General features: G+C 75.7%; 20 protein-coding genes. 17 read left to right on the top strand and 3 right to left on the bottom strand.

The window, feature by feature from the left end; translation table 11 throughout:
- Positions 1–71: 71 nt before the first annotated feature.
- Positions 72–875: an EamA family transporter gene (locus ACZ6SQ_RS20590; RefSeq protein ID WP_469564065.1), complete on the bottom strand. Its 804-nt coding sequence runs from the start codon at positions 873–875 to the stop codon at positions 72–74.
- 173 nt (positions 876–1,048) lie between these two features.
- Here ACZ6SQ_RS20590 and ACZ6SQ_RS20585 point away from each other — a divergent pair, with 173 nt between their 5' ends.
- The 17 genes from ACZ6SQ_RS20585 to ACZ6SQ_RS20505 all read left to right on the top strand — a co-directional run bounded on the left by ACZ6SQ_RS20585 (position 1,049) and on the right by ACZ6SQ_RS20505 (position 23,096).
- Positions 1,049–1,906 (top strand): LysR family transcriptional regulator, encoded by an 858-nt coding sequence (locus tag ACZ6SQ_RS20585; RefSeq protein WP_469563982.1) that lies wholly within the window; start codon positions 1,049–1,051, stop codon positions 1,904–1,906.
- Positions 1,907–2,036: 130 nt separating this feature from the next.
- A complete protein-coding gene (locus ACZ6SQ_RS20580; protein ID WP_469563979.1) occupies positions 2,037–2,621 on the top strand; it encodes a hypothetical protein in 585 nt (194 codons plus the stop codon).
- Positions 2,622–2,646: 25 nt separating this feature from the next.
- Positions 2,647–5,967 (top strand): CHAT domain-containing protein, encoded by a 3,321-nt coding sequence (locus tag ACZ6SQ_RS20575; protein ID WP_469563977.1) that lies wholly within the window; start codon positions 2,647–2,649, stop codon positions 5,965–5,967.
- Positions 5,964–6,647 (top strand): hypothetical protein, encoded by a 684-nt coding sequence (locus tag ACZ6SQ_RS20570; protein ID WP_469563974.1) that lies wholly within the window; start codon positions 5,964–5,966, stop codon positions 6,645–6,647. Before ACZ6SQ_RS20575 ends, ACZ6SQ_RS20570 begins: the two co-directional genes overlap by 4 nt.
- Positions 6,647–7,390 (top strand): RES domain-containing protein, encoded by a 744-nt coding sequence (locus ACZ6SQ_RS20565; protein ID WP_469563972.1) that lies wholly within the window; start codon positions 6,647–6,649, stop codon positions 7,388–7,390. Before ACZ6SQ_RS20570 ends, ACZ6SQ_RS20565 begins: the two co-directional genes overlap by 1 nt.
- A gap of 58 nt (positions 7,391–7,448) precedes the next feature.
- Positions 7,449–8,540: a macro domain-containing protein gene (locus tag ACZ6SQ_RS20560; RefSeq protein WP_469563969.1), complete on the top strand. Its 1,092-nt coding sequence runs from the start codon at positions 7,449–7,451 to the stop codon at positions 8,538–8,540.
- A 183-nt stretch (positions 8,541–8,723) separates the two neighbouring features.
- Positions 8,724–8,933: a hypothetical protein gene (locus ACZ6SQ_RS20555; protein WP_389321582.1), complete on the top strand. Its 210-nt coding sequence runs from the start codon at positions 8,724–8,726 to the stop codon at positions 8,931–8,933.
- Positions 8,930–9,691, top strand: a complete 762-nt coding sequence (locus ACZ6SQ_RS20550) for a vWA domain-containing protein (RefSeq protein ID WP_389321580.1) — start codon at positions 8,930–8,932, stop codon at positions 9,689–9,691. Before ACZ6SQ_RS20555 ends, ACZ6SQ_RS20550 begins: the two co-directional genes overlap by 4 nt.
- A complete protein-coding gene (locus ACZ6SQ_RS20545) occupies positions 9,688–10,665 on the top strand; it encodes a protein phosphatase 2C domain-containing protein (protein WP_469563965.1) in 978 nt (325 codons plus the stop codon). Before ACZ6SQ_RS20550 ends, ACZ6SQ_RS20545 begins: the two co-directional genes overlap by 4 nt.
- Positions 10,656–11,759 (top strand): hypothetical protein, encoded by a 1,104-nt coding sequence (locus tag ACZ6SQ_RS20540; protein ID WP_469563963.1) that lies wholly within the window; start codon positions 10,656–10,658, stop codon positions 11,757–11,759. The genes ACZ6SQ_RS20545 and ACZ6SQ_RS20540 overlap by 10 nt, the downstream gene beginning before the upstream one ends.
- The gene (locus tag ACZ6SQ_RS20535; protein WP_469563961.1) at positions 11,756–12,433 is read left to right on the top strand and encodes a 4Fe-4S single cluster domain-containing protein; all 678 of its coding nucleotides are present in this window, start codon (positions 11,756–11,758) and stop codon (positions 12,431–12,433) included. The genes ACZ6SQ_RS20540 and ACZ6SQ_RS20535 overlap by 4 nt, the downstream gene beginning before the upstream one ends.
- Positions 12,430–13,860 (top strand): hypothetical protein, encoded by a 1,431-nt coding sequence (locus tag ACZ6SQ_RS20530; protein ID WP_469563959.1) that lies wholly within the window; start codon positions 12,430–12,432, stop codon positions 13,858–13,860. The genes ACZ6SQ_RS20535 and ACZ6SQ_RS20530 overlap by 4 nt, the downstream gene beginning before the upstream one ends.
- Positions 13,857–15,932: an AAA family ATPase gene (locus tag ACZ6SQ_RS20525; protein ID WP_469563956.1), complete on the top strand. Its 2,076-nt coding sequence runs from the start codon at positions 13,857–13,859 to the stop codon at positions 15,930–15,932. The genes ACZ6SQ_RS20530 and ACZ6SQ_RS20525 overlap by 4 nt, the downstream gene beginning before the upstream one ends.
- A 2-nt stretch (positions 15,933–15,934) precedes the next feature.
- On the top strand, positions 15,935–17,740 hold the full coding sequence (locus ACZ6SQ_RS20520; protein WP_469563952.1) for an Hsp70 family protein: 1,806 nt from the start codon (positions 15,935–15,937) through the stop codon (positions 17,738–17,740).
- A 1-nt stretch (position 17,741) separates the two neighbouring features.
- A complete protein-coding gene (locus ACZ6SQ_RS20515; RefSeq protein ID WP_386385918.1) occupies positions 17,742–18,944 on the top strand; it encodes a TRAFAC clade GTPase domain-containing protein in 1,203 nt (400 codons plus the stop codon).
- Entirely contained in the window at positions 18,896–21,463 is a 2,568-nt protein-coding gene (locus ACZ6SQ_RS20510; protein WP_469563949.1) for a GTPase-associated protein 1-related protein, read from the top strand. Before ACZ6SQ_RS20515 ends, ACZ6SQ_RS20510 begins: the two co-directional genes overlap by 49 nt.
- A gap of 1 nt (position 21,464) precedes the next feature.
- The gene (locus ACZ6SQ_RS20505; protein WP_469563946.1) at positions 21,465–23,096 is read left to right on the top strand and encodes a TRAFAC clade GTPase domain-containing protein; all 1,632 of its coding nucleotides are present in this window, start codon (positions 21,465–21,467) and stop codon (positions 23,094–23,096) included.
- Between the two features lie 11 nt (positions 23,097–23,107).
- Here the strand turns inward: ACZ6SQ_RS20505 and ACZ6SQ_RS20500 are convergent, their stop codons facing one another.
- Both ACZ6SQ_RS20500 and ACZ6SQ_RS20495 read right to left on the bottom strand, forming a co-directional pair.
- Complete coding sequence (locus ACZ6SQ_RS20500; protein WP_469563943.1) at positions 23,108–25,123, bottom strand: SpoIIE family protein phosphatase; 2,016 nt, start codon at positions 25,121–25,123, stop codon at positions 23,108–23,110.
- 3 nt (positions 25,124–25,126) lie between these two features.
- Positions 25,127–26,353: a chloride channel protein gene (locus ACZ6SQ_RS20495; RefSeq protein WP_469563940.1), complete on the bottom strand. Its 1,227-nt coding sequence runs from the start codon at positions 26,351–26,353 to the stop codon at positions 25,127–25,129.
- Between the last annotated feature and the right edge of the window lie 162 nt (positions 26,354–26,515).

The raw sequence follows: 26,515 nt of genomic DNA, 5'->3' as shown, positions 1-26,515 counted from the left end.
CGTACGCGGCGACGCACCCGCACCACCCCACCCCGCAACACCCCTCGGGCCAGCCCACCCCGCAACCCCCGTCAGGGCCGCCGCGTAGCCGCGCTCACCCCGTTGGCGACAACAACCGCCCCGATCCCCACCCACTCGGCGAAGCCAAGCCGTTGACCGAGGACGAGGAGCCCGACCAGCGCCGCCAGCACGGGGTTGACGCTCATGAAGAGACCGAACGCCTGGGCCGGCACGCGCCGCAGGGTGAACAGGTCGGCGAGATACGGCACAGCCGAGGACAGCACCCCGGCCGCCACGGCATACCCCAGCGCTCCGGCGGTCGGCGGACGGACCGCCACGACGACGGCGCCGACGGGCAGGAACAGACAGGCCGAGACCACGGACGCGGCCGCCGCCCCCCGCGCCCCGGGGATGCGCTCACCGATCGTCCGGTTGAGCAGGATGTACGAGGCCCAGCAGCCGGCCGCCAGCAGCCCGAGGCCCATCCCGAGACAGTCGGCCGAGGGCCGGGGCCGCATCAGGGTGACCACACCCGCCGCGGCGACCAGCGCGCACCCGGCGTCCAGCCGCCGCCGCGCCCCGGCCAGCGCGATGACCAGCGGCCCGACGAACTCCAGCGTCACGGCGAGCCCCAGACCGATCCGGTCCACCGCGCTGTACAGCGACAGGTTCATGGTCCCGAACACCAGCGCCAGCAGCAGCACCGGCCGCCACTGCCGCCCGGTCAGCGAACGCAGCCGGGGCCGGGCCACGGCCGAGAGCACGGCGGCGGCGACGTACTGGCGCACCGCGACGACCCCGACGGGCCCGATCACCGGGAAGGCGAGCGCGCCGAGGGCGGCTCCGGTCTGGTTGGACAGCCCGCTGCCGACCATCGTGGCGACGCCCGCGAGGCGTACCCGCCGCGGCCCGGCGGCGGAGTTGGAGGCGGAGTCGGAGGCGGCCGTGGTGGCGGCGGAGGTGCTGGCGGCGGTCGGCATGGTCCGAGAGTGCGTCGGGCGCGGGCTTGCGCAAAATGCATGGACCGGCTGATCTATACGCTGGACTCATGGATGTGGAGCTACGCCACCTGCGCTGTCTGGTCGCGATCGTCGAGGAGGGCACCTTCACCGACGCCGCGCTCAGCCTGGGCGTCTCCCAGGCGGCCGTGTCGCGCACCCTCGCCGCACTCGAGGAGGCCCTGGGCGCACGGCTGCTGCGGCGCACCTCCCGCTCGGTGACGCCCACCGCCACCGGGCTGCGCGTCCTCACGCACGCGCGGCGGGTGCTCGCCGAGGTGGACGACCTGGTCCGGGAGGCCGGGCAGGGTGCCCGGCGGCTGCGGGTGGGCTACGCGTGGGCCGCGCTGGGCCGCCACACGCTCGCCTTCCAGCGCCGCTGGAGCGCCGCGCAGCCCGCCGTCGAACTCCATCTGGTCCGCGTCAACTCCCCCACCGCGGGCCTGGCCGAGGGCAGTTGCGACCTGGCGGTGGTGCGCAGACCACCGGAGGACCGGCGCTTCGACAGCGCGATCGTCGGCCTGGAGCGCAGGCTGTGCGCGCTCGCCGCCGACGATCCGCTGGCCCGCCGCCGCTCGCTGCGGCTGGCCGACCTGAGCGAACGCACCCTGCTGGTGGACCGCCGTACCGGCACCACCACCCCGGAGCTGTGGCCGCCCGAGTCCCGGCCGGCCGTCGAGGAGACCCACGACGTGGACGACTGGCTCACGGTGATCGCCTCGGGCCGCTGCGTCGGCATGACCGCCGAGTCCACCGCCCACCAGTACCGACGTCCCGGCGTCGTCTACCGCCCGGTGCGCGACGCGGCTCCGGTCGCCGTCCGCCTGGCCTGGTGGCGGGACGACCCGCATCCCGCGGCCCGGCCGGTCGTCGAACTCCTCACGGAGCTCTACCGGGCAGCGGGCTGAGCGCGTTCGCCGCGCCGGTCGTTCCCCGGGCGCCGGGTGGTCGTTCCCCGGCCGGGCGGCCCCTCGCCCGGGTGCGGCGTGCTCTGCTGGACAGGGGGAGCCGGTCGGCAGGGCGGAGGAAGGGGATGCCGTGGACGTCGGTGGTGCGACCGCCTGGGCGGTCGCGGTGACCGGCGTGGCCGGCACCCTGCTCTCCGCCCTGCTGACCCAACGCGCCGCCGACAGGGGGCGGTTGCGCGAGCTGGACCGGGCCGAGCGGCGGCGCGCGGTCCACGAGGAGGTGGCCGCCCGGCGCGGCGCGTACGTGGCGCTGAACATGTCCGCGCGGCACTATCTCGCCGCGCTCAGCGACCAGTTGCACGCCATCCGGCGGGGCGGTGACGCGGAGCCCGTACGCCGTCGGCTCACCGAGGCGCGCGATCTGCACCGGGACGTCCACGCGGACGCGCAGCTGCGGGTGCCGGACCCGATCCTCGACCTCGCCGGCGAGGTCAACCGTGCCCTGAACGCCCTCTACGGCACGGTGCGCCGGCTCGACGACGGCGACCCGCGCGAGGGGGACTCGCCGGAGGCCGCCCAGCGGACGATCGACGCGCTGTGGGGCCGACTGCGGTTCCTGCGGGGAGAGATGAGGCGTGATCTGGGTGTGTCGGGTGGCGAATGCGGGGAAGGACCGGAGTCCGCGGACGACCGGTCGCCGGCCGAGCCGTCCTGAGGTACGGGGAGAACGAGGGGGAGCGATGGACGGGGTGGAGAGCGGGGGCCTTCGGGCCCTGCGGGCGTGGGTCGCCGACGCGACGGAGCGCGCCCTGCGATTACTTCCCGAGGAGGGCCGACCCGTGCCGGGGCGGGCGGAGTTCGACCGGTCCGTCGCCGAACTCGCCGAACTGGAAGCGGTGCTGGGCCATGACGAACCGTTGCGGGCCAGAATCGCGCTGGGGCGGGGAGTGGTGCTCGCGGCGCGGTATCTGTCGGCCGGGGCGGACCCCGCCGACCGCGTGGAGGGCCGGCGGCTGCTGCGCGCGGCACGGCGGCCGGGCGCGGCCATGGACGAGGAGAGCAGGCGGTACTCGGCGCACTGGCTGTCGATGCTGCTCGTGCCGTATCCGGAGCTGGGCGGCGGGATCGGTAAAGCCCCGAGGCCCGAGGACGTCCTCGCCTGGTACACGCGGCAGAGCGCCGAGGACCAGGCCGCGCTGGCGAGCGAGATCAGGGAACTCCTGCCCGACATCCGTGCCGCGGAGCTGCCTCCGGAGGCGGCGCGCGCCATGGAGCAGCTGGCGGGCTTCGTGGACGTACTCGACGGCATGGACCGGCCGGGCGGCCTCGCCCGGCTCCTCGACGTGCTGCCGGACGACTTTCCGCACGTGGCGGAGGTGCGACGGCTGTTCGGCACGGCTCCCGGGGACCCCGCCGCCGAGGAGGGCACGCGGCAGACGCGGTCCCCGCACGACAAAGTGCGTGACGAGGCACTGGACGCAGTGAAGCGTGCCCTGCGCCCCGAGGAAGCGATGCCCGCGATGTTCTCCGCCCTCGACGCCATCAGGGCAGGAGATCCCGATCTGCTGAACCAGGCGCTCGGCGGCCTGCTCGACGCCCGTGACAACCCGGCGTTCGACGCCACCACGGCCGCCTCCTTCGAGGGGTCGGCCAGGGGACTGCTGAACCTCGGCCCGGCGCTGGGCGGGAACCTGGGGGACCGCGACGTGGCCCGGGAGGCCGCCGAGCGGACGACATCCGTCCTGGAGTCACTGGCCGCGGTCGGCCCGGAGAGATTCGGGGCCGACGGGAACGTCATGATGCGGCTTCCGCTGCTCATGCAGCGCCTGGTGAAAGCCAAGGAGGACCGGGACGAGGCAGGGATGGACGACGTCATCACCGCACTCACGGACCTCGAGGGCTCCCTCGGCCCCGAACACATGTTCCGCGCCATGCTGTCGTCCGCCCTGGCCGAGGCCCATCTGGAGCGGGCCCGGCTGCTCGGGGACACCGACGCCCTGCGCCGCAGCTTCGACTGCATGGAGAAGGCCGAGGAGGCGGCGGCTCGGACACCCCCTGTGATGCGGACCTACCTGGACATGTCCATCGCCCGCAACCGGGCGTTGCGGGCCAGGGCCACCCGCGATCCGTCGCTCCTGCACGGCGATCTCTCCGCACGGCCCGAGGCGACCACCCTGGAGCGCTGGTTCGCCGCCGACACCCTCCTCACCCGCTACGAGTCGACGGACGACCCCGCCGATCTGGACGCCGCGATCGCCGAGCTGGAGCAGGTCAGGGACGCGCTGCGGCGCGGTGAGCGGCATCATTTCGCGGCCGACGCGCTGTGGCGGCTCGCGGAGGTGTACCAGACCCGCTGGGCGCGGCGGAGCAGGGAGGACGAGGCCGCGGCGACCGGCGCGGCGATGGAGGGGCTCAACTCCCTCGCCGCGGACGTCGTACTGCAACTCGGCTCCGAGCACGGCCTCGCCACCGCCCGTACCGGCGCCGACCGGGGGCTGCACGCGGCCCGCTGGTCGGCGCGCAACGGCCGGGTGGAGGAGACGGTCGCCGCCCTGGAACTGGGCCGCGCCCTGGTGCTGCACTCCGCCGCGGCGTCCGCCGCCGTACCCGAACTCCTCGAGGCCCGCGGCCGTCAGGACATCGCCGACGCCTGGCGGCGCTGGGGCAAGGGAGCACGGCCCGTCGGCGAGCTGCCCCGCGAACTGCCCAGCACCTTGCGCCGCAAGGCCCTCGAAGCGCTCGGATACCGCGAGCAGGGCGCCCTGTTCACCACCCCGACCGTGGCGGAACTCCGGGCCGGGCTGGCCGAGGCGGACGCCGACGCCCTCTTCTACCTGCTGCCCGGGCACCGGGAACAGCCGGGCATGGCGGTCCTGGTGGGGCCCGACACCGGAACCGGTGTCCTTCGGCTCCCGCTGCTCTCCGGCCCCGGGGCGGCGCCCCTGGATGCCTACCTCCGGGCCGCGAACGCGCGCTCCGAGGTCGATCCGGACGCCGAGGCGGTCTGGGAGCAGGCCCTGGAGGACGTGCTCCGCTGGGCCTACGACGCCGCCGTCGGCCCGCTGATCAGCGCCGTGGCGGAGCGGCTCGCCGCCAACGAGGAACGGCGCCGCGACCGCCCGGGACCACCGCGCATCGTGCTGGTGCCGTGCGGCAGGCTGGGCGCCGTGCCCTGGCACGCCGCCAGGCTGCCCGAGACCGCGCGGGCCGCGTACGCCTGCCAGATCATGGTGATCACCTACGCGGCCTCCGGCGGACAGTTCCTGCGCACCGCCGGACGCGGGCGCCGGGACCCGGGCGCCGCCCCCGTCCTCGTGGCCGACCCGCGCTTCGAACTGACCCACGCCGAACGGGAGGCGACCGCGCTGCACGCCGCGTACTACCCCGGCGCACGGCTGGTGGGCGAGTTCTACGAGCCGCCCGTGGAACCCGTGGCGGCCGGCACCCCCGGGGAACTGCTCGGGCTGCTGAGGGAACCGCTGTCCCTGCTGCACATCGCCTCGCACGGCTCCGCCGGTGTCGACCCCACGCAGTCGGCGCTGCACCTGGCGTTCCCGGAGGGCGCCGAGACCCTTCCGCCCGAGGACGGCGGCCCGGGGGCGCGGCCCGACCTCGGCATGCTGACGGTCACCCGCCTCCTGGACGCAGCACCCGCCGAAACGTCGGGCGAGGAGGGCCCGTTGGTGGTGCTCAGCGCCTGCGAGACGGACCTGACCCGGCAGGACCACGACGAGGCGCTGACCCTGACCACCGCGTTCGTGGCGAGCGGCGCACGCGACGTGGTCGGCTCGCGCTGGACCACCCAGGACGGCGCCTCTGCACTGATGATGGGCGTGTTCCACCACCTGGTCGCGGTCGACGGGCTCGGTCCGGCCGACGCCCTGCACATGACCCAGCGGTGGATGCTCGACCCGCACCGCGAGGCACCGCCCCGGATGAGCCCCGAACTCGTCCGCGAGATGGATCGCCCCGGACTCGAACGGCCCGCCCTGTGGGCGGCGTTCATCCACCAGGGCCATCCCGGACCGGCCCGGCGCACGGCGGGGGAAGGCACGCGATGAGTACCGGTCCGCAGGACCTGATGGCCCTCGTCGGTGAGCACGCCGACAGCGTCCGGACCGGCCTCGGTGAGGAGCGGTTCGGCGTACTCCTCACCCGGATGGGGGAGTTGGCCGGCGCGCCGAGCAGCGACCCCCGTGCCGTCCGGCGGGCGCTCCAGGGGGTCCGGCACGCCCTGCTGCCGCTTCCGCTGGACCACACCGTCCGCCGGGCCCTCGACGGCACCCGACTGGCCGGTGGCACCCCGGCGCCCGACATCCCCCTGCGCGCGGGGGAGTTGCTGCTGGCTCTCGCCGCCCCGCGACCGTCGGCCGACCCGGCGTACGACGTCATCGCCGCGGCCAAGCGGAGGCTGCTCGCCGCGCCCGCGCTCGGCCGTGGACAACTCGGCGCCCGGCACAGCGAACCGCCCCCGCGCGAACTGATCGCCCTGGAGGACGCGCGGGGCGAACGGCACTACCCCGCCTTCCAGTTCGACGGCGGCCGGACCGGTACGGGCGGCCCCCTCCCGGTCGTCCTGCGGATCAACCGGCTACTGCTCGCCGACATCGACCCCTGGGGCGCGGCCGACTGGTGGCTGAGCGGGAACCGCGCGCTGGGCGGAGCGCCCGCCGCGCTCCTCGGCGAACTGCCCGACGACGTCCTCACGGGCGCCGCCCGCGCACTGGCGGAGGACGGCTGATGCCCGGCAACATCTCCCCCGCGGCCTACGCCATGCAGCCGCGCGAGCATGTGATCGAGGCGGGCACGGTGCTCTGGCGCATGCACTCCGGCCGCCGCCCCGCCACCGGGTTCAACCCCGTCTCCGCCGACACCCACTTCGGCGGCAACCGCTTCGACGGCACCACCGCCGACCCCTACCCGTATCTGTACCTCGCAGACGACCCGGCCGCCGCCCTCGCCGAGACACTCCTGCGGTCGCTGGACTTCGACCCGGGGACGGGGACCCGGCTCGTGCCCTACGCCGCCGTGCGCGGCAGATCCCTCACCCCGCTCGTCGCCCGCGCCGACCTCCTGCTGGTGTCGCTGATCGGCGAGGTGGACCTGGCGGCCGTCTGCCAGGACTCCTGGCTGCTGGAGTCCGAGGGCGACGACCGGTACGCCAAGACCCGCCGCTGGTGCAGCGAGATCCGGGCCCAGGCGCCCGACGCCATGGGCCTCGTCTGGCAGTCGCGGCGGATGCGGCCACGGCTCGCCACGGTGCTCTTCGAGGACCGCTGCGGGCCCGAGCCGCTCACCCCGGTCGAGGACGGGAAGCGGCGACCGGACGGGTCCGGCCCGGCGGGACCTTTCGCGCCGGGGGGACCCTTCGCGGACCGGCCCGGCCGGGCCCTGGCCGAACTGGGCTCGCCCGCCGGGGTCGCCGAGGTCAACCGGCTGCTCGCGCCGCTGCGCGCGGCCGTGGTGCCGCCGTGGCCGGAGTGATGCGGTACGCCGGACCCGCGGCTTGTCGGCCGTGGCGGCCGGTGCGATCGTGGCGCGCATGCCAACGGGGGCCGATCATGCGTCGATAGTGGCCGAACTGAAGGCCGTCCGCCGGGCCGGCCTGGTCAGGCTGCGCGGAGTGGAACTGACGGCGCTGCGCCGGGCTGCCGAACGCGGCGCGCCCGACGGGTCGGTCGAGGGACTGCTCCGCCGGGCCGTATCCGGGCTGGACGCGGGCACCCTGCGCACGGCCGCCGCGTACACCCTCGGCCTCGCCCAGGGGACCCGGGACTGGCCGGCCGCCGACCGGCGGCGCCGCGCGGCCGAGGTGTACGGCGTGAGCGTCGAACGCTTCCGCAAGGACCACGAGGTGATGGTCCTGGAGCAGATCGCCGAGGCCGTCGCCCGGCTCGCCGCCGGCACCGGGGCGCCCGCGCGGCAGCCGGAAGGGACGACGGCGGACGGCGGCACACGTACGCACCGCGTCGTCGAGGTGCCCGCCGGGGGCCGCGCCCTGCCGCTCACGGTCCATGTCCACCCCGTGGACCTGCTGCGCGACGTGGACGTCGTGGTCTCACCCGCCAACACCCACCTCGCGCTGCCCGAGACCTACAAGTCCTCGGTCGCCGCCTCGCTGCGCCGGGCCGGTTCCGTGCGCGGGGTGACCGGCGACCTGGTCGCCGACCCGGTGAGCGACGCGCTGCGCGCCTGGACCGGGCGGCACGGAACCGCGGGCCGGCCCGTGCTGCCCGGCACGGTCGCGGCCACCGACGGCGGGGCGCTCGCCGCCCACGGGGTGCGGCGGATCTACCACGCCGTGGTGGCCGTGCCACGCGCCGGGACCAACGACTACGAGGTGCTGCCCGCCGACATCACCCGCGCGGCGACCCGGGTGTTCGAGGTGATGGCCGAGGAACGCGCCGGGGAGTGGCCCGGGTTGCGCTCGGTGTGCTTCCCGCTGCTCGGGGCGGGCCGCGGCGGACTGCCCCGTCAGGTCAGCCTCGACGCGATCTGGGCGGCCGTCGAGGCGGAGGCCGCGCGCGGGGCGGACTGGGAGATCCATGTCGTGGTCCGCGACACCCGCGCCGCCGACCTCGTGGAGCGTCTGCCCGAACGGTTCCGCCCGAGCGGCCGGCGCGGCACGGCCTGACGGCACCCGACAGGGTCCGCCCGGGCGCCGGCGCCCCGCGGTCCCGAGGCGCCCCGCGGTGCGCGTGCGGGCGGCGACCATCCCACGACCCGTCGGCGACCCGTCCCCGACCTTGCGCACTGGTTCACTTCAATTGCATTGACTCCTGCTTGAGTTGACGGGACATCACCTACTGTGAATCGCATGGACGGGGGAATGGTGCGATGGGCGCACGGTGCGGTGGGCCGGGTGACGACCTGGCCCGATCCCGACGTGTACGTGCTCGTCGAAGGAGTCCTGCTGCGCGCCCTTCCGGAGGCACCGGGCCTGCTGCCCGGCACCGCGGCCGAGGTGCGCGCCGATCCGTCCGGCGGACGTCTCCTCGTCCGTCCTGCGCCCGAGGGGGCGGCGTGACGACGGCCTTCGGCGAGGGCTTCGACGAGCGACAGCCGGTCGTGCTGCTGCTGGACACCTCGGCCTCCATGGGCCGCCCCGCCGAGCGGCCCCGGATCGACGAACTCAACGACGCCCTGACCGCGTGGTTCGACGGCGTACGGCGCCACGGGCGGCTGCGCTCGCGCGTCGAGGTCTGTCTGATCACCTTCGACTCGCAGGTGCGCGCCTACGATCCCCGCGAACGGACCCTTGTCCCGGTGGAGTCGCTCCCCGCCGACCGGCTGTTCGTGCCCGTGGACGGGATGCGGCCGCCCCGGCTCGCCGCGTCCGGGTACACCCGCATGACGGACGCCGTGGACGCGGCGCTCGCCCTCGCCCGGGAGCGGCTGAGCACACTGAGGGCGCGCCGGGTGCAGGTGATCCGGCCGTTCCTGTGGGTCCTGACCGACGGCGCGCCCAGCGACGCCGAGGGCAGGCCCCTGGACGCCGAGGCCCTCCAGGACACCGCGCGGGCGCTGCGGCAGGGCGAGCAGGAACGCGCATGGGTGTTCCAGGCCGTCGGTGTGCACGGCGCGGACCTCGACCTGCTGCGCGTCCTCGCGCCGAAGGGCGCGCACCTGCTCGACCGGCTCGGTTTCGGCCAGATTCTCGACCTGCTCTTCTACAGCTCCGACCGGTTCGGCGCGGTGCAGGACGCCGACGCCGTCCACGCCCAGGTCGCGGACCTCGCGGCCCGCCGGGCGCGGATGGCCGAGATCGAGGGGGAGTACCAGTGATCGTCGCGGGCGCGTCCGTGGCCGGAGCCGCGCACCGTGACGCGGGCCGGGGCGGCGAGGACGCCTTCCGCGCGGTACGCATCGGCCACGGGGCCGTCCTCGCGGTGGCCGACGGAGTCGGCTCGCGGCCGCGCGCGGCCCTCGGCGCCCACCTCGCCGTCGACACCGCCTGCCGGGTCCTCGCGGCCGTACCGCCGCCCGGCCGGGACGCGGGCGCGCCGGAGTGGACCGCGTGGACCGCCGAGCGCGGCGCCCTCCTCGCCGGGACGTGCTCACGCCGGGCCCGCGCGCTCACCGGGGACGAGGACGGCGAGGGGCCCGACGACCTGGCCGCCGCGCTGCTCGTGGCGTTCTTACGGCCGCCGTGGGTGGCGTTCGTGTCCCTGGGCGACTGCTTCGCGGCGGTACTCACCCGAGCGAACGGGCCCGACGGCGGGGGCGGTTCCGACGGCCGAGGCGCCTCCGGGAGCCCGGACGGCACCGACACCCCGGACGGCACCGACAGCCCCGAGAGCCTGACGGCCGCGACCGTCCCGAACGACCCCGACCGCGTGGACGTCCCCGACCGCGACGACGACCCCGGTCGCGCCGCCGCCCCCGCCGAGCGCTGTCACCTGGTGCTGCCGCCGCCCGAGCCGGGCGGCCCCCCTCCGGCGTACACGACCTCCCCGTCCGCCCGGCTGCGGGTGCGGACCTTCACCGTGTGGGAGCCCGAGCTGTCCGGTGTCGTCCTCGCCACCGACGGCTGCGCGCCGCTCGCGCTCGACCACCCCTCCGTACGCGGACTGCCCGACGCCGCCGGGCCGTTGCCCAGCCCCCGCTTCCTGCCGCCCCTGGCGGCCGCGCTGCGCCGCTGCGGCGGGAGCGCCGAACCGCTGCACGCCGTGCTGTCCGGGACGGCCGCCGCCGAACGCACCGGGGACGACCTGACGCTGTTGTGCGCGCTCACGGAGGGCGACGGGCGATGGGGGTGAGGGTGGTCTCGCGCGGCGGCCGGGAGTGGCTGCTCACCGAACGGATCGGCGCCGGCTCCGAAGGCCTGGTGTACGCGGTCGGACACGACGGCACCCTGGTCGCCAAGCTGGTGCCCGACCCGGCCGACCCGGTCGCCTACCGGCGCAGGGTGGAACGGCTCGTACGGCAGCGCCGTGAACCGAGGACCGTACGGCTGCTCGCCGGGACACCGCAGCGGGTCGCCTGGCCCCTCGCCGCCGTGCGCACGGTCCGGGAGGACGTGGAGGGCTATCTGATGCCCGATCTGCGGCGCGACTTCCTGCCGTTCGCCTCGCTGCTCACCCCGGCCGGACGGCTGGACGCGCTGCCCGGCGCCACCTGGGCCACGGCCCTCGCCGCCGCCGAGGCACTGGCCCGGCTGCTCGCCGACCTGCACGCCGAGGGCTATGTGGTGGGCGACCTGAACCCGGACAACCTCTGGGCCGACGCACACGGCCGGGTGGGCATGGCGGACGTCGACTCCTGGCAGTTCACCGACGGCCACGACGTGTTCCCCGGCCGGATGCGGACACCGGGGTACACGGCACCGGAACGGCTGGCACCGGAACGGACGGGACCGGAACGGACAGGACCGGAGCCGGCCTGGGCAAACGGCGGGGCGCCCGGCCCGGAGGAGGGGGAGCGGCTGCCCGTGCCGCCCGACGAGTCCACCGACGCCTTCGCCCTCGCGGTCCTCGTCCACCAGCTCCTCATGGGCGGGCTCCACCCGTTCGCCGGGCATCCGGCCGACGGCGACTACCTCTCCCTCGACGACAACGTGCTGCACGGCCGCTGCCGGCTGCTCGACCGGACCTCGGTGGTGCTGCCGCGCACCGCGCCGCCCTCCGACCTGCTGCCACGCGCGCTCGGCACGCTCCTGCGCGCGGCCTTCTCGGGGACCGGACCCCGGCCCACGGCGGCCGAGTGGGCCGGGGAACTGGCCGCGGCGCGAGCACCCGGCCGCCTGACACGGTGCACCGAGCGAGCCACTCATGTGCACACCGCGGAACGGCCCTGGTGCCCGTGGTGCGACCAGGCCCGGCGCGGCCTGGACAGCTACCCGGAGCCGGCATGACCGGGCCCGCGGACACCCTGTCCCTCGCGCGGACCCTGGACCGCTGCACGGTCCTCGGACCCGGCGTCCGGGCCGTCGTCTGGGTGCAGGGCTGCCCGCTGCGCTGCAAGGGCTGCGTGGCCGCCGAGACCCTCCCCTTCGAGGGCGGTACCCCGGTCGCCGTATCCGAACTGGCGGCACACCTGGCCGCGTTGACGGACGTGGAGGGCGTCACGCTGTCCGGCGGCGAGCCGTTCGCCCAGGCCGAGGCGCTCGCCGCGCTGCTGGACGCCGTACGCGAACGGCGGCCCGGCTTCTCGGCGATGGCCTACTCGGGCTTCCGGCACGAGGCGCTGCGCCGCGGCACCCCGGCCCAACAGGCCCTGCTCGACCGGCTCGACCTCCTGGTGGACGGGCCGTACGTCGCCACCCGGCACGCCCCCCTGCGCTGGCGCGGCTCGGCCAACCAGCGCCTGCTCGCCCTCACCGACCGCTACGCCGCGCTCGTGGCCCAGATCGCGGACGAGGACGACACCAGCGCGGGCGTCGAGGTGTCGATGGGCGCCGACGGCTCCTTCTCCTGGGCCGGGGTGCCGCCCGTGCCCGGCTTCCGGGAAACCCTGGAAGCGCGCCTGGAGGCACGGGGATTCGTACCGCGCACCGACCGCACACAGAAAGGCCGGAGGACCCCATGAGCGGCTCACCCATGTACAGCGTCGTCTCCCTCGACCCCGGGCTGATGGCCCTCGGCATGACGCTGCGGGCCACCCGTGCGGCGGCGCGCAGGGCACGCGAGGAGGAGCGCCGGGCCGAACGCGAGGCGCTGGCCGCCGAGCGGGCCCGGCAGCTCGCCGAACGCCAGGCCCGCGCACGGGCCGCCGCCGAACGCCGCCGGGCCGAACTCGCCGAACGCCGCCGCGTCCGGCAGGAGTCCCACGCGGCCGGTCTGCGCGAGGAACAGGGCCGGGCGGACGCCCGCCGACTCGACGAGGCCGAGAGCCTGCTCGCACCGCTGCGCGTGGCCCCGGACCGCGTCACCGAACTGGCCTCTCTCCAGCAGCGGTTGACGGAACTGCGGGCCGGGCTGGGCGGAGCCCGGCCGCTCAGTGCGGACATCGAGGAGCTGCGCGGCCGCATCGTCGTCGCGTCGGGTGGCGCGGCCGGACAGGCGGCCGGCGCCCGCCCCGACCCGGGAGCGGTCCTGAGCGAGCTGCGGCAGCGCCTCGCAGGCCTGGGCGCCGACGCGGCCGCCCATGACGCCGCCGGGTCCCGGGCCTGCGCCGAACTGCTGGACCGACTCGACGCGTTGGCGGCGCAGCCCGACGCCGAGATCCGTTTCGAGGCACTGCTCGGCACCGCCGAGCACGCCCTGACCCGGCACGCCCACACCGTCGCCCGCGCGGTCGAGGACGCCACCGCACGCGCCGAGGAGGAGGCCCTGCGCGCCGAGGAGGAGGCGGCACGGGCCGAGGAGGAGCGAGCGGCCCGCGAGGAGGCCGAACGGGCAGCGCTCGCCGAGGCGCTGGACCGGTTCGGCGTCGTCGAGGACGGCACGCGGGACGCGGTGCGCGACGCGGCGGACCTGGGCGCGCCGGAACTGACCGCGGAGATCGAGCGGACCCTGCGGACCGCCGCCGAGGCGCTCGACGCGCGGCGGACGCGCGCCGCCCTGGACGCCGTCGCCGCCCTGGAGACCCTCCTGCCCTCCGTCGAGGAGCGGCTCGACGAACTCCAGCTCGCCCACGCCCGCCGCACCGAACTCGCCCGCGCGCTCAAGGACGCCATGACCGACGCGGGTCTCGACTTCACGGGCGGCGAGGACCGCGGGGAACTGCTCGTGCTGTCCTTCGAGCGGCAGAGCGGGGCGGTGTACGAGGCGACCGTGCGCACCGAGTCCGACGGCACGCCCCTGCTCACCTACCACGTGGACGGGGAGCCGGACATGTCGGTCAGGCCGGCGGCGAGCGGCGAGGCGGTCTGCGCCCCCGAGGAACTGCTCGACCTGGTGCACCGGGCCCTGGACGGCTCCGGCTTCACCCCCGGCGAGCTGACCTGGGACGGCAAACCGCCGCGCACCACGGCCCGCCGGCTGCCCGGCACGCAGGAGCGGAGGAACCGATGACCACGCCCGACCCGGGGCGCTCCTGGCTGGAGAAGTCCCCGACGCCCGGCCCCCCTCCGGCCGCCGGTCCCGGCACCACCCCGGTCCGCCCCGAGGCGCGGGAGAACGGCCCCGTACCCGCCGACGGCATGATGCCGCTGTGGGCGGTCTCGCTGCGCTGGGAGCTGCGCCGCGGCCGGCAGGTGATCCTGGACGGGCGGATCCGCGACCGCTGGTGGTTCGAGGACCGGCCCGCCTCCTTCCGCTCGCTCGTCTCCGGGGCGCTGGAGGCGTGGGGCGCCGACGTCGTCGGCTGGTGGGACCCGGTGGACGGACTCACCTTCCCTCTGCCCGGGCACGCCGAACGGTTCGACAAGCTGGTCGCCGCCCTGCCCCGCGACCAGCGCACGCCGCCGCCCGCCGAGGACCGGAGCGGCGGCCCGGAGGCCGCCGAGTCCCCCGGCAACCCCGGCAACCCGGGTACTCCCGGTACCCCCGGCCTCTCCGACACCCGGCGCGGCGAGGAGCGGCGCCGGGCGCAGGACGGCCTGTTCCGGCCCAGGGCGGGCCGCCGGGCGAGCTCCTTCGAGGACGTGACGGCGGTCGTGCGCCGGCTGGTCGCCTCGCCCGAGGCGGCGACCGCGTTCGTCTTCCAGGACGTCGACCACCATCTGGCGGCGGACCGGGCCGACGCGCACCTCGGCTGGATGCGGCTGCGCGCCGCGATGACCGAGGCCGTGGTGCCGTACCCCGGACCGCACAGCGGGCCCGCCCCGCACCCGAGGAACGCCGTGCTGTGCGCGGTCGGGGACGTGGGCCGGCTGCCCGGCTGGTTCGTGCTGGACGACCCGCGGGTCGCGACCCTGCACATCGGGCCGCCGGACCCGAGCCAGCGCAGGCTCTGGCTGAGCATGCTGCGCGAGGAGTTCAACGGCGGCCCGCAGGCGAGCCGCGGGGAGGTGGAGGCGCTCGTCGGCGCCACCGACGGCATGGCCGGCTGGGACATCCACGCGCTCTCGCGCACCTCGTGGCTGCGGTCCTCTCCCGTGCAGAAACCCGACAAGCTCCTGGAGCTGCACCGGCTCAATGTGAGCGTGGACCCGTGGACCCAGCTGGACCGGGAGGTCGTCGGGCGGGCCGGCGAGGCACTCGGCGAGCGGGTCGTGGGCCAGCCCGCGGCCGTGTCGGCGGTCGCCGGGGTGCTCCAATCGGCTTTCGTGGGCGTCGACTTCGGCGACTCCGGGACCGCCCGTCCGCGCGGCGCCTTCTTCTTCGTCGGCCCCACGGGTGTCGGCAAGACCGAACTCGCCAAGGCCGTGGCCGAGTTGATGTTCGGCGACCAGAGCGCCTACGCCCGGTTCGACATGAGCGAGTACCAGCAGGAGCACGCCGCCGAACGGCTCGCCGGGGCGCCGCCCGGCTACATCGGCTACGAGCAGGGCGGGGAGCTCACCCGGCGGGTGCAGGAACGGCCGTTCAGCGTGCTGCTCTTCGACGAGATCGAGAAGGCCCACCCCAAGGTCCTGGACAAGTTCCTCCAGATCCTGGAGGACGGCCGCCTCACCGACGGCCGCGGCCAGACCGCGCACTTCTCCCAGTGTCTGATCATCTTCACCTCCAACACCGGCGCCGACGCCGTCCAGGACCTCCTCGCCGAGTCCGGCGACGACCTGTCGTACGACCGGCTGCGCGGGCACTTCACGCGGGCGGTGGAGGAGAAGTTCCGGGAGATCGGACGGCCGGAGATCTACGGACGGCTCAAGCCCGGCGTGGTCGTCTTCGACATGCTCCGCCACGACCACGTCGTACGGATCGCGGACCGGCTCCTCGGGCAGCTCGCCGAGTCCGTGCGCGAGCGCCATCAGGTCGAACTCGTCGTCGACGGGGCCGGGGTGCATCCGTGGATCACCGGCCGGATGGCCGACCCGGAGCGGCGGGCGTACGGCGGCCGGCAGATCCGCAACGAGCTGGAGGCCCTGCGGGCGGCGGTGGTCCGGCACTTCATCGAGCACCGGCCGACCGCCGGGGACCGGGTCCTGGTCGGCGTCGACCGGGACGGAACGCCCCGTGTCACGGCGGAGAGAGGAGCCTGACGGTGTACGGCATCGACGTCGGTCACCGCTACGGACGGATCGCCCGGCGCGACGGGGAGGGCCGGCCCGTCGTGGCGATGGTGGACTTCGGGCCCGGCGGTCCCGGCACCGCCGCGGACGCGCTCACCGCCCTGGCCGCCGCCCGGGACGTGCCCTCGCAGGGGTCCGTCGCGCTCGCGCTGCCGCTGGACGAGGACGGCGAGCGCGCGGAGGGCCCGCTGCGGCGGGCCGCCGAGGCCGCGGGGCTGACCGTGCTCCACACGATCGCCGAGCCGGTGGCCGTCGCCCTGCACTACCGCGCGGTCGTCGAGGGCACGGACCGCACGGTCCTCGTCCTGGACCAGGGTGCGACCACGCTGGACCTGGCGGTGCTCGCCGTCGCCCACGACCGCACGGTCCGGATCGTCGACGCCGAGCGGCACGCCCTCGGAGGGGACGACTGGGACACCGCCCTCGCGGCCGAACTGCTGCACCGCACACCCGACTTGGAGAGGTCCGCCGCCCCGGCCGCCGCCGAACGGCTGCGCCGCGCCCTCGGCGACCAGGGGCGGGAGACCGCCGTCGAGCGGGTCGGCGAGGCGGAGGTCGTGCTCGACCGGGAGACCCTCGACCGGGTGGTGCGGCCGCTGCGCGAGCGGGCCCGGCGGGCGGTCGCCGACCTGTGCGCGCGGACCACGAGCCCGCCGGACGCCGTGCTCCTCGCGGGCGGACTCTCCGCGACGCCGGGCACCGACGCCTGGCTGGAGGGCGCGCTCGGCCTCCAGGTGCGTGCCGCCGACCCGGCCCACGCCGTCGTCGGCGGCCTGCTGCACCTCGCGGACTTCGGCGCCCTGCGGGTCAGGCAGGGCCCGGCCCCGCACCGGGAGGACCCGGAGCCGGGCTCCGCCGCGCACGGGGCCGGCCCCGAGCCCTGGCCGACCGTACGCCCCGAGGACGCGCGTCCGTGGTCCCCGGCCTCGCGCGAGGACCCGGAGCCCGCGTCCCGCACCCCGCACCCGCCGGAACCGGAACCGGAACCCGAGCCCGAGCCGATCCCGACCCCGATACCGGCCTCGCCACCGATGCCGGAGCCGGAGCCGGAGCCCGAGGCCGAGCCGATCCCGGCCCCCGCGCCCACCCCGGCCCCCGCGCCCGCCCCCGAGCCGGCCGTCACCCCCGGCCCCGAGACCCTCTTCGCCGTCCCCGTCGACGAGCTCCAGGCCATCCGCCGCGGAACCCATCTCCTCGTGCTGTGGGCCTGGCCGCCCGGCGCCCGCACCGCGCGGGTGCGCTGGCGGGTCGAGGGGGACACCGTGGGCGGCTCCCGGGACACCGGGGACATCCAGTGCCCGCGCCGGGTGTACGAGCACGACGGCGGCCTCGATCTCCCGGTGGGGCGCGGAGCCGTGACCCTCACCGTGGAGGCACTGGTCGCCGAGCCCGCCGTGGACTGCGAGGGCTCCTCCGCGCTGCTGGTCGGCGCCGAACCGCCCGTCGTCGAGTACGAGCCGTCCGTACGGCGGCGGCTGGGCGGGCGGATCGCGACGGTCACCTTCACCTCCGACACCGGCTGCGAACTGCCCGCCCTGCGGATCGTGCACGGCGTCGGCCACTACCGTCCCGCGAGCGCCGCCGAGGGCACGGTCGTCCACGACCTGCCCGCGCAGCGGATCACCGCGCGGGTGCCGCTGCGGGTGGAGTTCCCGCTGCCCGCGACCCGTGGCACGTCCTGGCTGGTCTGCTTCCCGGCCCACCCGGACGCCGCCACCGACTCCGACTCCGCTCCCGACGTGCGCCCCACGGCGCTCCACCGACTGCGGGTGACCTGACATGGCGCGCAGACTGACCTGCCCCTACTGCTACGAGACCTTCGCCGCCCGCGAGATCGCCTTCCGCTGCAACAGCAGGCTCAGCCGCACCCACAAACGCTGCGTGCGGCGCCGCGACGACGTCCTCGCCGACCGGATGGGCCAGCGCGGCGAGGTCGGACCGGCCTTCACGGCGGACGGGCGCTCGGCGACGGCCATGTGCCCGGACTGCGAGGGCGAGACCACCTTCCGGATCTGCCCGGTCTGCCACTCCACCCTGCCCGCCCAGTTCGGGATGGTGGAGAACCGGATGATCGCCATGGTGGGCGCCAAGGCGTCCGGCAAGACCGTCTACACCACCGTCCTGCTGCACGAGATGATGAACAGGGTCGGGACCGCGTTCGGGGCCGCCCTGGTCGGCGCCGACGACGCCACCCTGCAGCGCTTCCACACCGACTACCAGGAACACCTCTACCGCGACGGGCAGTTGTTCGCGGGCACCCGGACGGCCGTCACCAACGACAACCGGGTCGATCCGCTGGTCTTCCGGTTCGGGCTGCGCCGCCGCGGACTGTTCGGGGACCGGCCCCAGCACACCGTCCTGTCGTTCTTCGACACCGCGGGCGAGGACTTCAACTCCCGCGAGAACATGGAGCTCAACACCCGCTATCTGATGGGCGCCGACGGCATCGTGCTGCTGCTCGACCCGCTCCAGATGTCCGGCGCGCGGCCGCTGTCGCGCCCGGGGACCGCGCTGCCCGGCACCGAGGGCGTCGACAGCCCGCACAACCTGGTGAGCAAGGTGACCAACCTGCTGCTCACCCGGGCGGGCCAGGGCCGGCTGGCGAGACGCTCCGGCACCTCCCGCATCGACACACCCGTCGCGGTGGTCTTCACGAAGATGGACGCCTTCTGGCACGTGCTCGACAAGGGCAGCCCGCTGCGGGCGCACCCGCCGTCCGGCGACCGCTTCGACGAGGAGGACAGCCTCAGCGTCCACGAGGAGGTGCGGACCCTGCTCAAGGGCTGGGACGGCGTGCCGATCGACCGGCTGCTGGAGAACACCTACAGCCGCTACCGGTACTTCGGGGTCTCCGCCCTCGGCCACACCCCCACGGCGGACGCCCGGGTCGCCCGCACCGGAATCCAGCCCTACCGGGTGACGGACCCGCTGCTGTGGCTGCTCAGCGAGTACGGCTCGGTGCCGAGGACGGGCCGCCGATGACCCCCGGTCCGGCGGACGGTGCCGTGGAGCAGCTGTACTACACCTCCTGCGAGCGCGGGCTCAGCGGCTTCTCCGGCTTCCAGTTCAACGCCGTGAGCCCCGGGGTCACCACCGAGGCCATGCACACCGTGGAGTCCCTGGCCGGCTACGACCCGCCGCGCCCGCTCGCCGAGTCGGAGACCCCCGAGCAGCTGGCCCGCTGCCCGGTCACCCTCTGCTTCTCCCCGGCGGCGCCCGGACCCGGCTCCGGACAGGGCACGACCCTGGTCAACGTCCGCTACGTGGGCCGTGACTCGGCCCGCCGGTTCGGCAACTACTTCGCGCACGCGCTGCATTCGCCGTCGGCCGAGGACTTCGCGGCGGCCTGCGGCGGACGGCTCGCCATCGAGCTGTGGGGCTCGCCGGTGTGGACGTCCGCCGTGTCGGCGCGCCCGGAACTGCCGCCCCTCGGCGGCGACCGCGGCCCGGTGCCCGCCGGGCCGCTCGACGCCCGCGCGGTGGGGGAGTTCCTCGCCGGACGCCGCCACGCCGAGCAGCTGGACCAGCTGCTCGCGGCGGCGTTCCAGGCGCTGGCCGGAGGGCCCTCGGTTGTGCTGGTGGACCGGTCCACCGAGCGGATCGCGCACTGGTTCGCCGCGGTGAGCTTCCTGCTGCCGCCACCGCTGGCCCGCCAGCTGTCCTTCTCCACCTACATGCTGCGCCCGACCCGGGGCCGGCACCATCTCATCGGCAGCGTGCCCGAGGCCCGTCCGGAGATCGGGCCGGACGACGAGGACGCCTTCCTGCTCTTCGACTTCGCGGCGGGCCGCTTCCCCGAGACGGTCCCGGTGCACCACGTGGTGCGGCTGCTCACCCGGATCGGGGTGAGCTCGGTCCGCTCGGTGTGGTCCTGGGCGGCGGAGTACACCGACGGCACCGAACACCACCCCGGCGACTGGCATCCCCCGGTCGCGGCCGCCGCCGCGGCGGGCGGGGTGCGACTGGCCCGGCCCGATGTCGCGGCCGTCCTGAACTGGCTGCCCGGCGCCGCCCATCTCGGCACCACCCGTGCGGTCGTGGCCCGCGACCTGTGGCGCGGCCGCCTCGCGAGCGGGGAGACGCAGCTCGACGCCCTCGCCCGCGCCGCCCGCGACGGCGGCGACCGCGACCTGCACCGCGAACTCGAAGGAGCCCTGCTCGAAACCCGGTTGCGGGCCTATGTGCGTGGCGCGCCGACCGCCGTGGCGCCCGAGCCGGTCAGCGGCAGCGCCGAACTGCTGCTGAAGGCCGTGGAGTTGTGGGAGCGGCTCGCCAGTGAGGCGGACACGGCCCGGGAACGGGCCCGGCTGCTGCTGTGGGCCGTGGACGCCGAGGTCGCGCCGCCGGCCGCGCAACGGGCCCGGGTCTGCCGCGAGCTGGCCGCCGGACTCCTGCGCGTGGCGACGGGCCGGACACCGGACCCGGCCCTGCGGGCCGACGTCAGAAGGCTGCTGTCCGTCTCCGCCGAGTTCCGCGGCGCGCTGCTCGCCCGGCTCGACGAACTCCTCGACGGGCGCGCCGGACAGCACGAGCTGTTCGCCCAGTTCCCCGCGGAACTGCTGAGGTTCGAAGACCTGGCGGGCCGCCCGCTGCTCCAGGAGCACCATCTGCTGGCGGCGGCGGAGCGGGAACCGGCCATCTCGGCGCAGACGTTGCTGCGGATTCTCGAGGTGCGCGGCCAGGCCCTCCCCGACGGCGCGCTGCTGCGCGCCGTGTGGCGCGGCACCCCGTGGACCCACCGGGAGGCCGTACGGCTGGCGGCCGCGCTGCCCCTGGGCGGCGCAGGGGGGAGGGGCGGGGACGGGTCGCTCGCCGAGTGGTTCGGGCGGGCGGTGCAGCGCGAGGTCACCGACGAGGCCGGGCTGACGACGCTGCTCGACCTGTGCGGGCTGCTCGACGCGCCGGAGCGCCGCGCCTGGCTGACGCCGGACACCGTCGCGACCGTGCGGCGCACGCTCGACCTGGAGGCGCGCCTGAAGGAGACCCCGGACGCGGCACGGCTCGCGGCGGAGTTCGCCGGGGACCCGCTGCCCGCGCCGGTCCGGGCGCTGCGCAAGCTGCGGCTCGCCGGGGCGCTGGCCGTCGCGCCCGTCGAGCCGGGAGTGGTCCCGGGGATGCTGCGCGACCTCACCTTCGAGACCGCGGACCGCTATCTGCGCGAGCTCCACAGACGGACCGTGCGGGCCCGTGAACGCGGGCACCCCGTCACGGAAGGACTGCTCGGCCATGTCGGCGGCCTCGCTCTGGCCCGCCGCGGACGCCTGGGGCTGCCCGAGAGCCATGCGACCCTCGTGGACCGCATCGTCTCCGTGGCCGTCTTCGAATGGCGGGGCGAGGACATCGAGCGGCTCGCCGCCGTCGTCCGGCCGCACGACGCGGACGTCGCCGACGCCGCCGTGGAACTGGCCCGCGAGCGCCGCGCCGCCACGAAGGGCTGGCGCCGGCTCACCGACCTGCGCCGGTTCGGACGGCCCGGCCGCGGCCCCGAGGGGAGGGCATGACATGGGTGAAGCGTGGGTGGTGATCCTCGCCTCGGTGCTCGGGATCTTCGTGGCGATCGGGGCCTGCACGATCGTGGTGCGCGCGCTCGGCCTGGTGGGTGAGCTGCTGTGGCGCTACGGGCGGCTGCTCATCGGCGTCATGGTCCGGCGCACGGCCGAGTACCGGACGATCCCGCCGTACCGCCCCGAGGACGAGCCCGTCCCCGCGTACCGCAACTACCTCTTCGGGCCCGCCGTCCGCGATCTGCACCAGATCGTCAATCTGGGCGCGGCCATGTGGGGCCGGTCCGTCGGGGACCGCTTCCGGACACTGGCCCAGGAACGGCTGACCCAGGCCAGGGAACCGGGCGCGCTGAAGATCGCACAGGCACTGGCGCTGCTGGCCGGTCTCGCCCTCGGCGCCGTGCTGTCCCTGCCGCTGCTGCTGCTCCTGCTCGGCCTGCACGCGCTTCTCGTCCTGCTGCTCCACCTCGCGGCCCGGCTGCTCGCGGCCGTGCTGCGCGGACTCGACCGGGCCGTGCTGCGCCTGAAGGGCCTCGACCGGGGCGTGCTCTGCCCGCACTGCTACGAACGCGTGCCCTACCCGTCGTACGCCTGCCCGCGCGCGGAGTGCCGACGGCGGCACAGCGACATCCGGCCGGGCCGGTACGGCATCGTCCGGCGCCGCTGCGCCTGCGGGGCCCGGATGCCGACCCTGCTGATCCTGATGCGCCGCAGGAACCGGCTCGCCGCGTTCTGTACGCACGCGCACTGCGGCAAGCCGCTCAACCGGGACGCCGGGCACGCCCGGGAGATCGCGGTGCCGCTGGTCGGCGGCCGGGCGGCCGGCAAGACCCAGCTGATGGCGGCCATGCTGATGACCCTGGAGTCCGCGGCCGGGTCCGGCGGGCCCGAACTGCGGCTCGCGGACGAGGACTCGGTGGCCGGCTACCGGGTGCTGCGGGAGGTCCTGGCCATGCGCGGACACACCCGCGCCACCCAGCGCAACCTCGCCAGGGCCCACTCGGCGATCCTCGGCCGGGGACGCTCCGAGCAGCTGGTGCACCTCTTCGACGCGGCCGGCGAGCACTTCGCCAAGGGCGAGGACACCGACGCCCTGCGCTACGTACGGGCCGCCCGCACGGTCGTGTTCGTACTGGACCCGCTGGCCGTGGACGTGACCTGGGAACTGCTCGACGCCGCGGGCGGCCCCGCCGTGGACCGCACCCTCGCCTCCACGGACCGGCCCGACACCGTGTTCGCCAACGCCTCCCAGACGGTGGCCCGGCTCGGCGAGCGCGGCACCCGGCCCCGGCTGGCCGTCGCCGTCAGCAAGACGGACCTGCTCGCGGGCCACGGAGTGCTCCCCGAGCGGCTCGACGACAGCGCCGCCGCCCGCGCCTGGCTGACCGGGGGACTCGGCCTGGGGAACCTGGTGCAGGCGATGGAGCTGGAGTTCCGGGAGGTGCGGTACTTCTTCACGGCCGCCGTGACCGACGAGGACGGCGCGGTCGACCCGAGCCTCGTACCGTTCGTGGCCTGGTGCCTGCACGGTACGGCCGACGGCCCGCACCGGCCGGTCCGCCCGGGGAAGACCACGACCCTCCGCCGGCCCGGCCGCCGCCCCCTGCTCCCTCGCCCACGGCGCCGCTAGGCCCTTCCGTCTCAGGTCAGCCGCTGCTCGGCCCAGATCGTCTTGCCCCGGGCCAGCGCACGGGTGCCCCACCGGTCGGCGAAGCGGCCGACGAGGTACATGCCGCGACCGCCCTCGTCGTTCTCGTCGGCCAGCCGCAGATGCGGGGAGGCGCTGTTGGTGTCGGTGACCTCGCAGATCAGGACGTTGTCCCGGATCAGCCGCAGATCGAGCGGCCCCGAGGCGTACCGCACCGCGTTGGTGACCAGCTCGCTGACGATCAGCTCGGCGGCCTCCGCGACCTCCCCGTCGAGCCCCCACTCGGCGAGCCGCCCGGCCACCAGCCGCCGGGCCCGCGCCGCGCTGCGCGGATCGTCGGGCAGGGTCCAGGAGACGGTGGTGTCGGGGCCGAGGGCCCGGGTGCGCGCCAGGAGCAGCAGGGCGTCGTCCTCGGGCCCCTGCGGCAGCAGCGCGCCCACCACGGCGTCGCACACCTGCCGCAGCGGTCGGTCCCGCAGCCCGGCCAGCCGGCTCTCCAGCGCGGCCGGATCACCGCCGGGTACCAGGCCCCGGTTGAACAGGGCGAGCAGACTGTCCGCCGGCATGGCCACCGACGTCGTACGGTACGAGGCGGTGCCGCTGCCCAGCTGCGGACCCTGGTCGACGTCGAGGCTGTACGGCGGTGCGCCGGGCACGGCCACCACGGGCGCCGGGTGCGCCGCGGCGGCGGCCTCGCAGCGCAGCTCCACCGGGTCGTGGACGACATAGAGACAGCCCGCCGCGAGCTCGTACTCGGGACCGCCGTGCTGCTGTTCCATCGCCAGACGGGCCGTCAGTTCGTGCAGCCGGGTGAGGAGTTCGGCGGGCTCCAGATCCATCGCGGCGAACGCGTGCACGGCCGTGCGCAGTTGCCCCATCGCGGTAGCGGCGCGCAGCCCGCTGCCCTGGACGTCGCCGGAGACCAGGGCGACCCGGGCGCCGGACAGCGGGATCACATCGAACCAGGTACCGCCCGCGGCCACGGGGAGATAGGTGTGGGCGGTCTCGACGGCCCGGGAGTGGGGCACCCGCGCCGGGACCAGGTCGCGCTGGGCGATCCGGGCGAGGGTGCGCTCACGGGTGTAGAGCCGGGCGTTGTCCAGACAGAGCGCGGCCCGCGCCGCCAGCACCTTGCCCATGTCGACGTCCACGTCGTCGAACGGCTCCGACTCGCCCGCCCGGTACAGCACGGCCAGGCCCAGCACCACGCCCCGGGCGGTGAGCGGCAGCACGAGCATGGCGTGTGCGCTGTTGCGCCGGAACAGCTCGGCGCGCTTCGGATCGCGCTCCAGCCACTCCTCCTGGTCCAGCCCGGTGAGGTCGTTCACCAGCCGCGGGGTGAGATCCGCGAGGGCGTCCGTGTAGGGGGTGGCACGCCGCATCAGCCGTACGCCGCCGATGGCGTGCACCCCGGCGACATCGGCACCCGGCATCGCGGCGAAGGCCGCGCGGCGGACGGTGACCGCGTCCAGCAGCGGGCCGGGGGCCGGGGCCTCGCCGTGCAGGACCGAGTCGAGCACGTCCACGGCGATCGCGTCCGCGAAGGCGGGCACGGAGATGTCGGCCAGCTCCGCCGCCGTCCGGAAGACGTCCAGCGAGCTGCCGATCACCACGGACGCCTGCTCCAGCAGGCCCACGCGGTGCCCGGCGCGCTCGCGCGCGGTGAGGTCGGTGACGGTCACGGCCAGGCCCAGCGCACCGCCGTCCGGGCCGCGCAGGGGGAAGGCCGAGACGGACAGCGTGGCGCGCCGCACCGCGCACTGCAGATCACGGACCGGGGCACGCGTCGCCAGGGCCGTGCGCAGCGCCTGACGCACCTCCGGGACCGACAGGGCGAGTCCGAGCCGCGCGGGGCTCGACGCGGAGCGCACGACGGCGAGCTCGCGGTCGAGCACATGCACGTCCACCAGCGACTCGGCGGTCAGCACGTCGAACAGGTCCGCCCCGAGGGGGCGCAGCACCTCGTCCGGCGGCGGCCGGTGCTTCTCGGCGTCCGGGTCGGGTCCCACGGCCTACCCCCTCGCGGGCTGCGGCTTGGGTTCGGGCGGGTTCACCAGCTGTCCGACGACGGTCGCGACGACCGAGGAGATGACGATCAGCGGCATTTGGTCGTAGGCGTCGCCGCCCAGCAGCAGGGTGGTGAGCACCGCGCTGGTCAGCGGAAGTCTGGTGACGACTGCGGCCGCCGCGGTGATGCCCAGGGCGAGCGCGGGCGTCGGGCCGAGACCGGCCAGGCCGGAGAAGGCCATCGCGGTCGCCCCGCCCAGCAGCACGGACGGGAAGATCGGGCCGCCGCGCAGCGCGCCGAGGCTGATGCCCCAGGCCAGGCCCTTGCACACGACGAGCGCCACCAGCGCCCCCACCGACCAGCTCTGCGGGTCGGCGGCGAGCTGCCCGAGCGCGGCCTGACCGGAGAGCGCGGCCTCTTGCGGGTTGCGGCCGGTGACGACGGCGTAGGCGCTCAGACAGACACCCGCCGCGACCGCGACCGCGACGGTGCGCCGCGCCTTGTGCCGCCCGGTCCAGGCCTCGGTGCCGTAGCCGATGCGGTGGGCGCCCGCGACGACCAGCGCGACCAGTGCGGCCACCGGGATGCCCCACAGGAAGTCACCGGCGTCCGGTTTGACGTTCGGCGGTACGTTCGGCAGCGCGAGGGCGCCGATGGACAGCCCGGTCCAGTCGCCGAAGCCGGTGAAGACCAGCGCGCCCGTGCCGCTGGCGACGAGACAGGGCAGAAGCACGGCGACGAGCTGCGGCCCGCCGAACCCGGCGGCCTCCACGACCATCACGGCCGCCACCACCGGGCCGCCCAGGATGGTGGAGATGGCGGCGGTGGAACCGGCCGTGGCGAGCATCGCGGTCGCCTTCGGCTCCTGCGCCCGGCGGGAGAACTGCACGACGAGAAGGGCGAGTCCGCTGCCGAGCGCCATCAGCGGCGCCTCCGGGCCGAGGACCACGCCGAGCGGGAGTGTGGCGAGCGCGGCGAGCACGACACCGGGCAGGTCCTTCGGGCCGAGCGGCCGGCCGCCGCCGAGTCCGTGCACCGGCACGTGGCCGCCGCCGCCCGGCATCCGGGTGACGATCGGCGCGAGGATCAGTCCGGCGAGCAGCAGTGCGGGCAGCGGCCACCACCACGGGGCGCGGTCGTACCCGACGGCCTCCGGCAGCGACTCCCACACCCAGTGCTGGAGCTGGTGCTGGAAGCTCACGAAGAAGAAGCAGGCCAGCGCGATGGGCACACCCAGCACCCCGCACACCAGCAGAAGCTTCAGATAGCGGCGGCTGAGCAGGACGGTGCGCAGATCCGGGGGCGCGGGAGCGGGGGGGGGGGGGGGGGGGGGGGGGCAGGACCCCAGACGCCCCCCCCCCCCCCCCCCCCCCCCACCCCCCCCCCCCCCCCC

This window comes from Streptomyces sp. NPDC048600 (assembly GCF_055587025.1).
The sequence above is the reverse complement of the archived record's forward strand: the minus strand, read 5'-3'. Positions and strand labels throughout refer to the sequence as shown.

Coding starts and splice junctions, on each gene's coding strand:
- ACZ6SQ_RS20515 (WP_386385918.1), top strand. CDS start 17,742: ATGGCGCGCAGACTGACCTGCCCCTACTGCTACGAGACCTTCGCCGCC.
- ACZ6SQ_RS20590 (WP_469564065.1), bottom strand. CDS start 875: ATGGTCGGCAGCGGGCTGTCCAACCAGACCGGAGCCGCCCTCGGCGCG.
- ACZ6SQ_RS20540 (WP_469563963.1), top strand. CDS start 10,656: ATGGGGGTGAGGGTGGTCTCGCGCGGCGGCCGGGAGTGGCTGCTCACC.
- ACZ6SQ_RS20525 (WP_469563956.1), top strand. CDS start 13,857: ATGACCACGCCCGACCCGGGGCGCTCCTGGCTGGAGAAGTCCCCGACG.
- ACZ6SQ_RS20505 (WP_469563946.1), top strand. CDS start 21,465: ATGGGTGAAGCGTGGGTGGTGATCCTCGCCTCGGTGCTCGGGATCTTC.
- ACZ6SQ_RS20575 (WP_469563977.1), top strand. CDS start 2,647: ATGGACGGGGTGGAGAGCGGGGGCCTTCGGGCCCTGCGGGCGTGGGTC.
- ACZ6SQ_RS20530 (WP_469563959.1), top strand. CDS start 12,430: ATGAGCGGCTCACCCATGTACAGCGTCGTCTCCCTCGACCCCGGGCTG.
- ACZ6SQ_RS20535 (WP_469563961.1), top strand. CDS start 11,756: ATGACCGGGCCCGCGGACACCCTGTCCCTCGCGCGGACCCTGGACCGC.
- ACZ6SQ_RS20570 (WP_469563974.1), top strand. CDS start 5,964: ATGAGTACCGGTCCGCAGGACCTGATGGCCCTCGTCGGTGAGCACGCC.
- ACZ6SQ_RS20585 (WP_469563982.1), top strand. CDS start 1,049: ATGGATGTGGAGCTACGCCACCTGCGCTGTCTGGTCGCGATCGTCGAG.
- ACZ6SQ_RS20555 (WP_389321582.1), top strand. CDS start 8,724: ATGGACGGGGGAATGGTGCGATGGGCGCACGGTGCGGTGGGCCGGGTG.
- ACZ6SQ_RS20565 (WP_469563972.1), top strand. CDS start 6,647: ATGCCCGGCAACATCTCCCCCGCGGCCTACGCCATGCAGCCGCGCGAG.
- ACZ6SQ_RS20560 (WP_469563969.1), top strand. CDS start 7,449: ATGCCAACGGGGGCCGATCATGCGTCGATAGTGGCCGAACTGAAGGCC.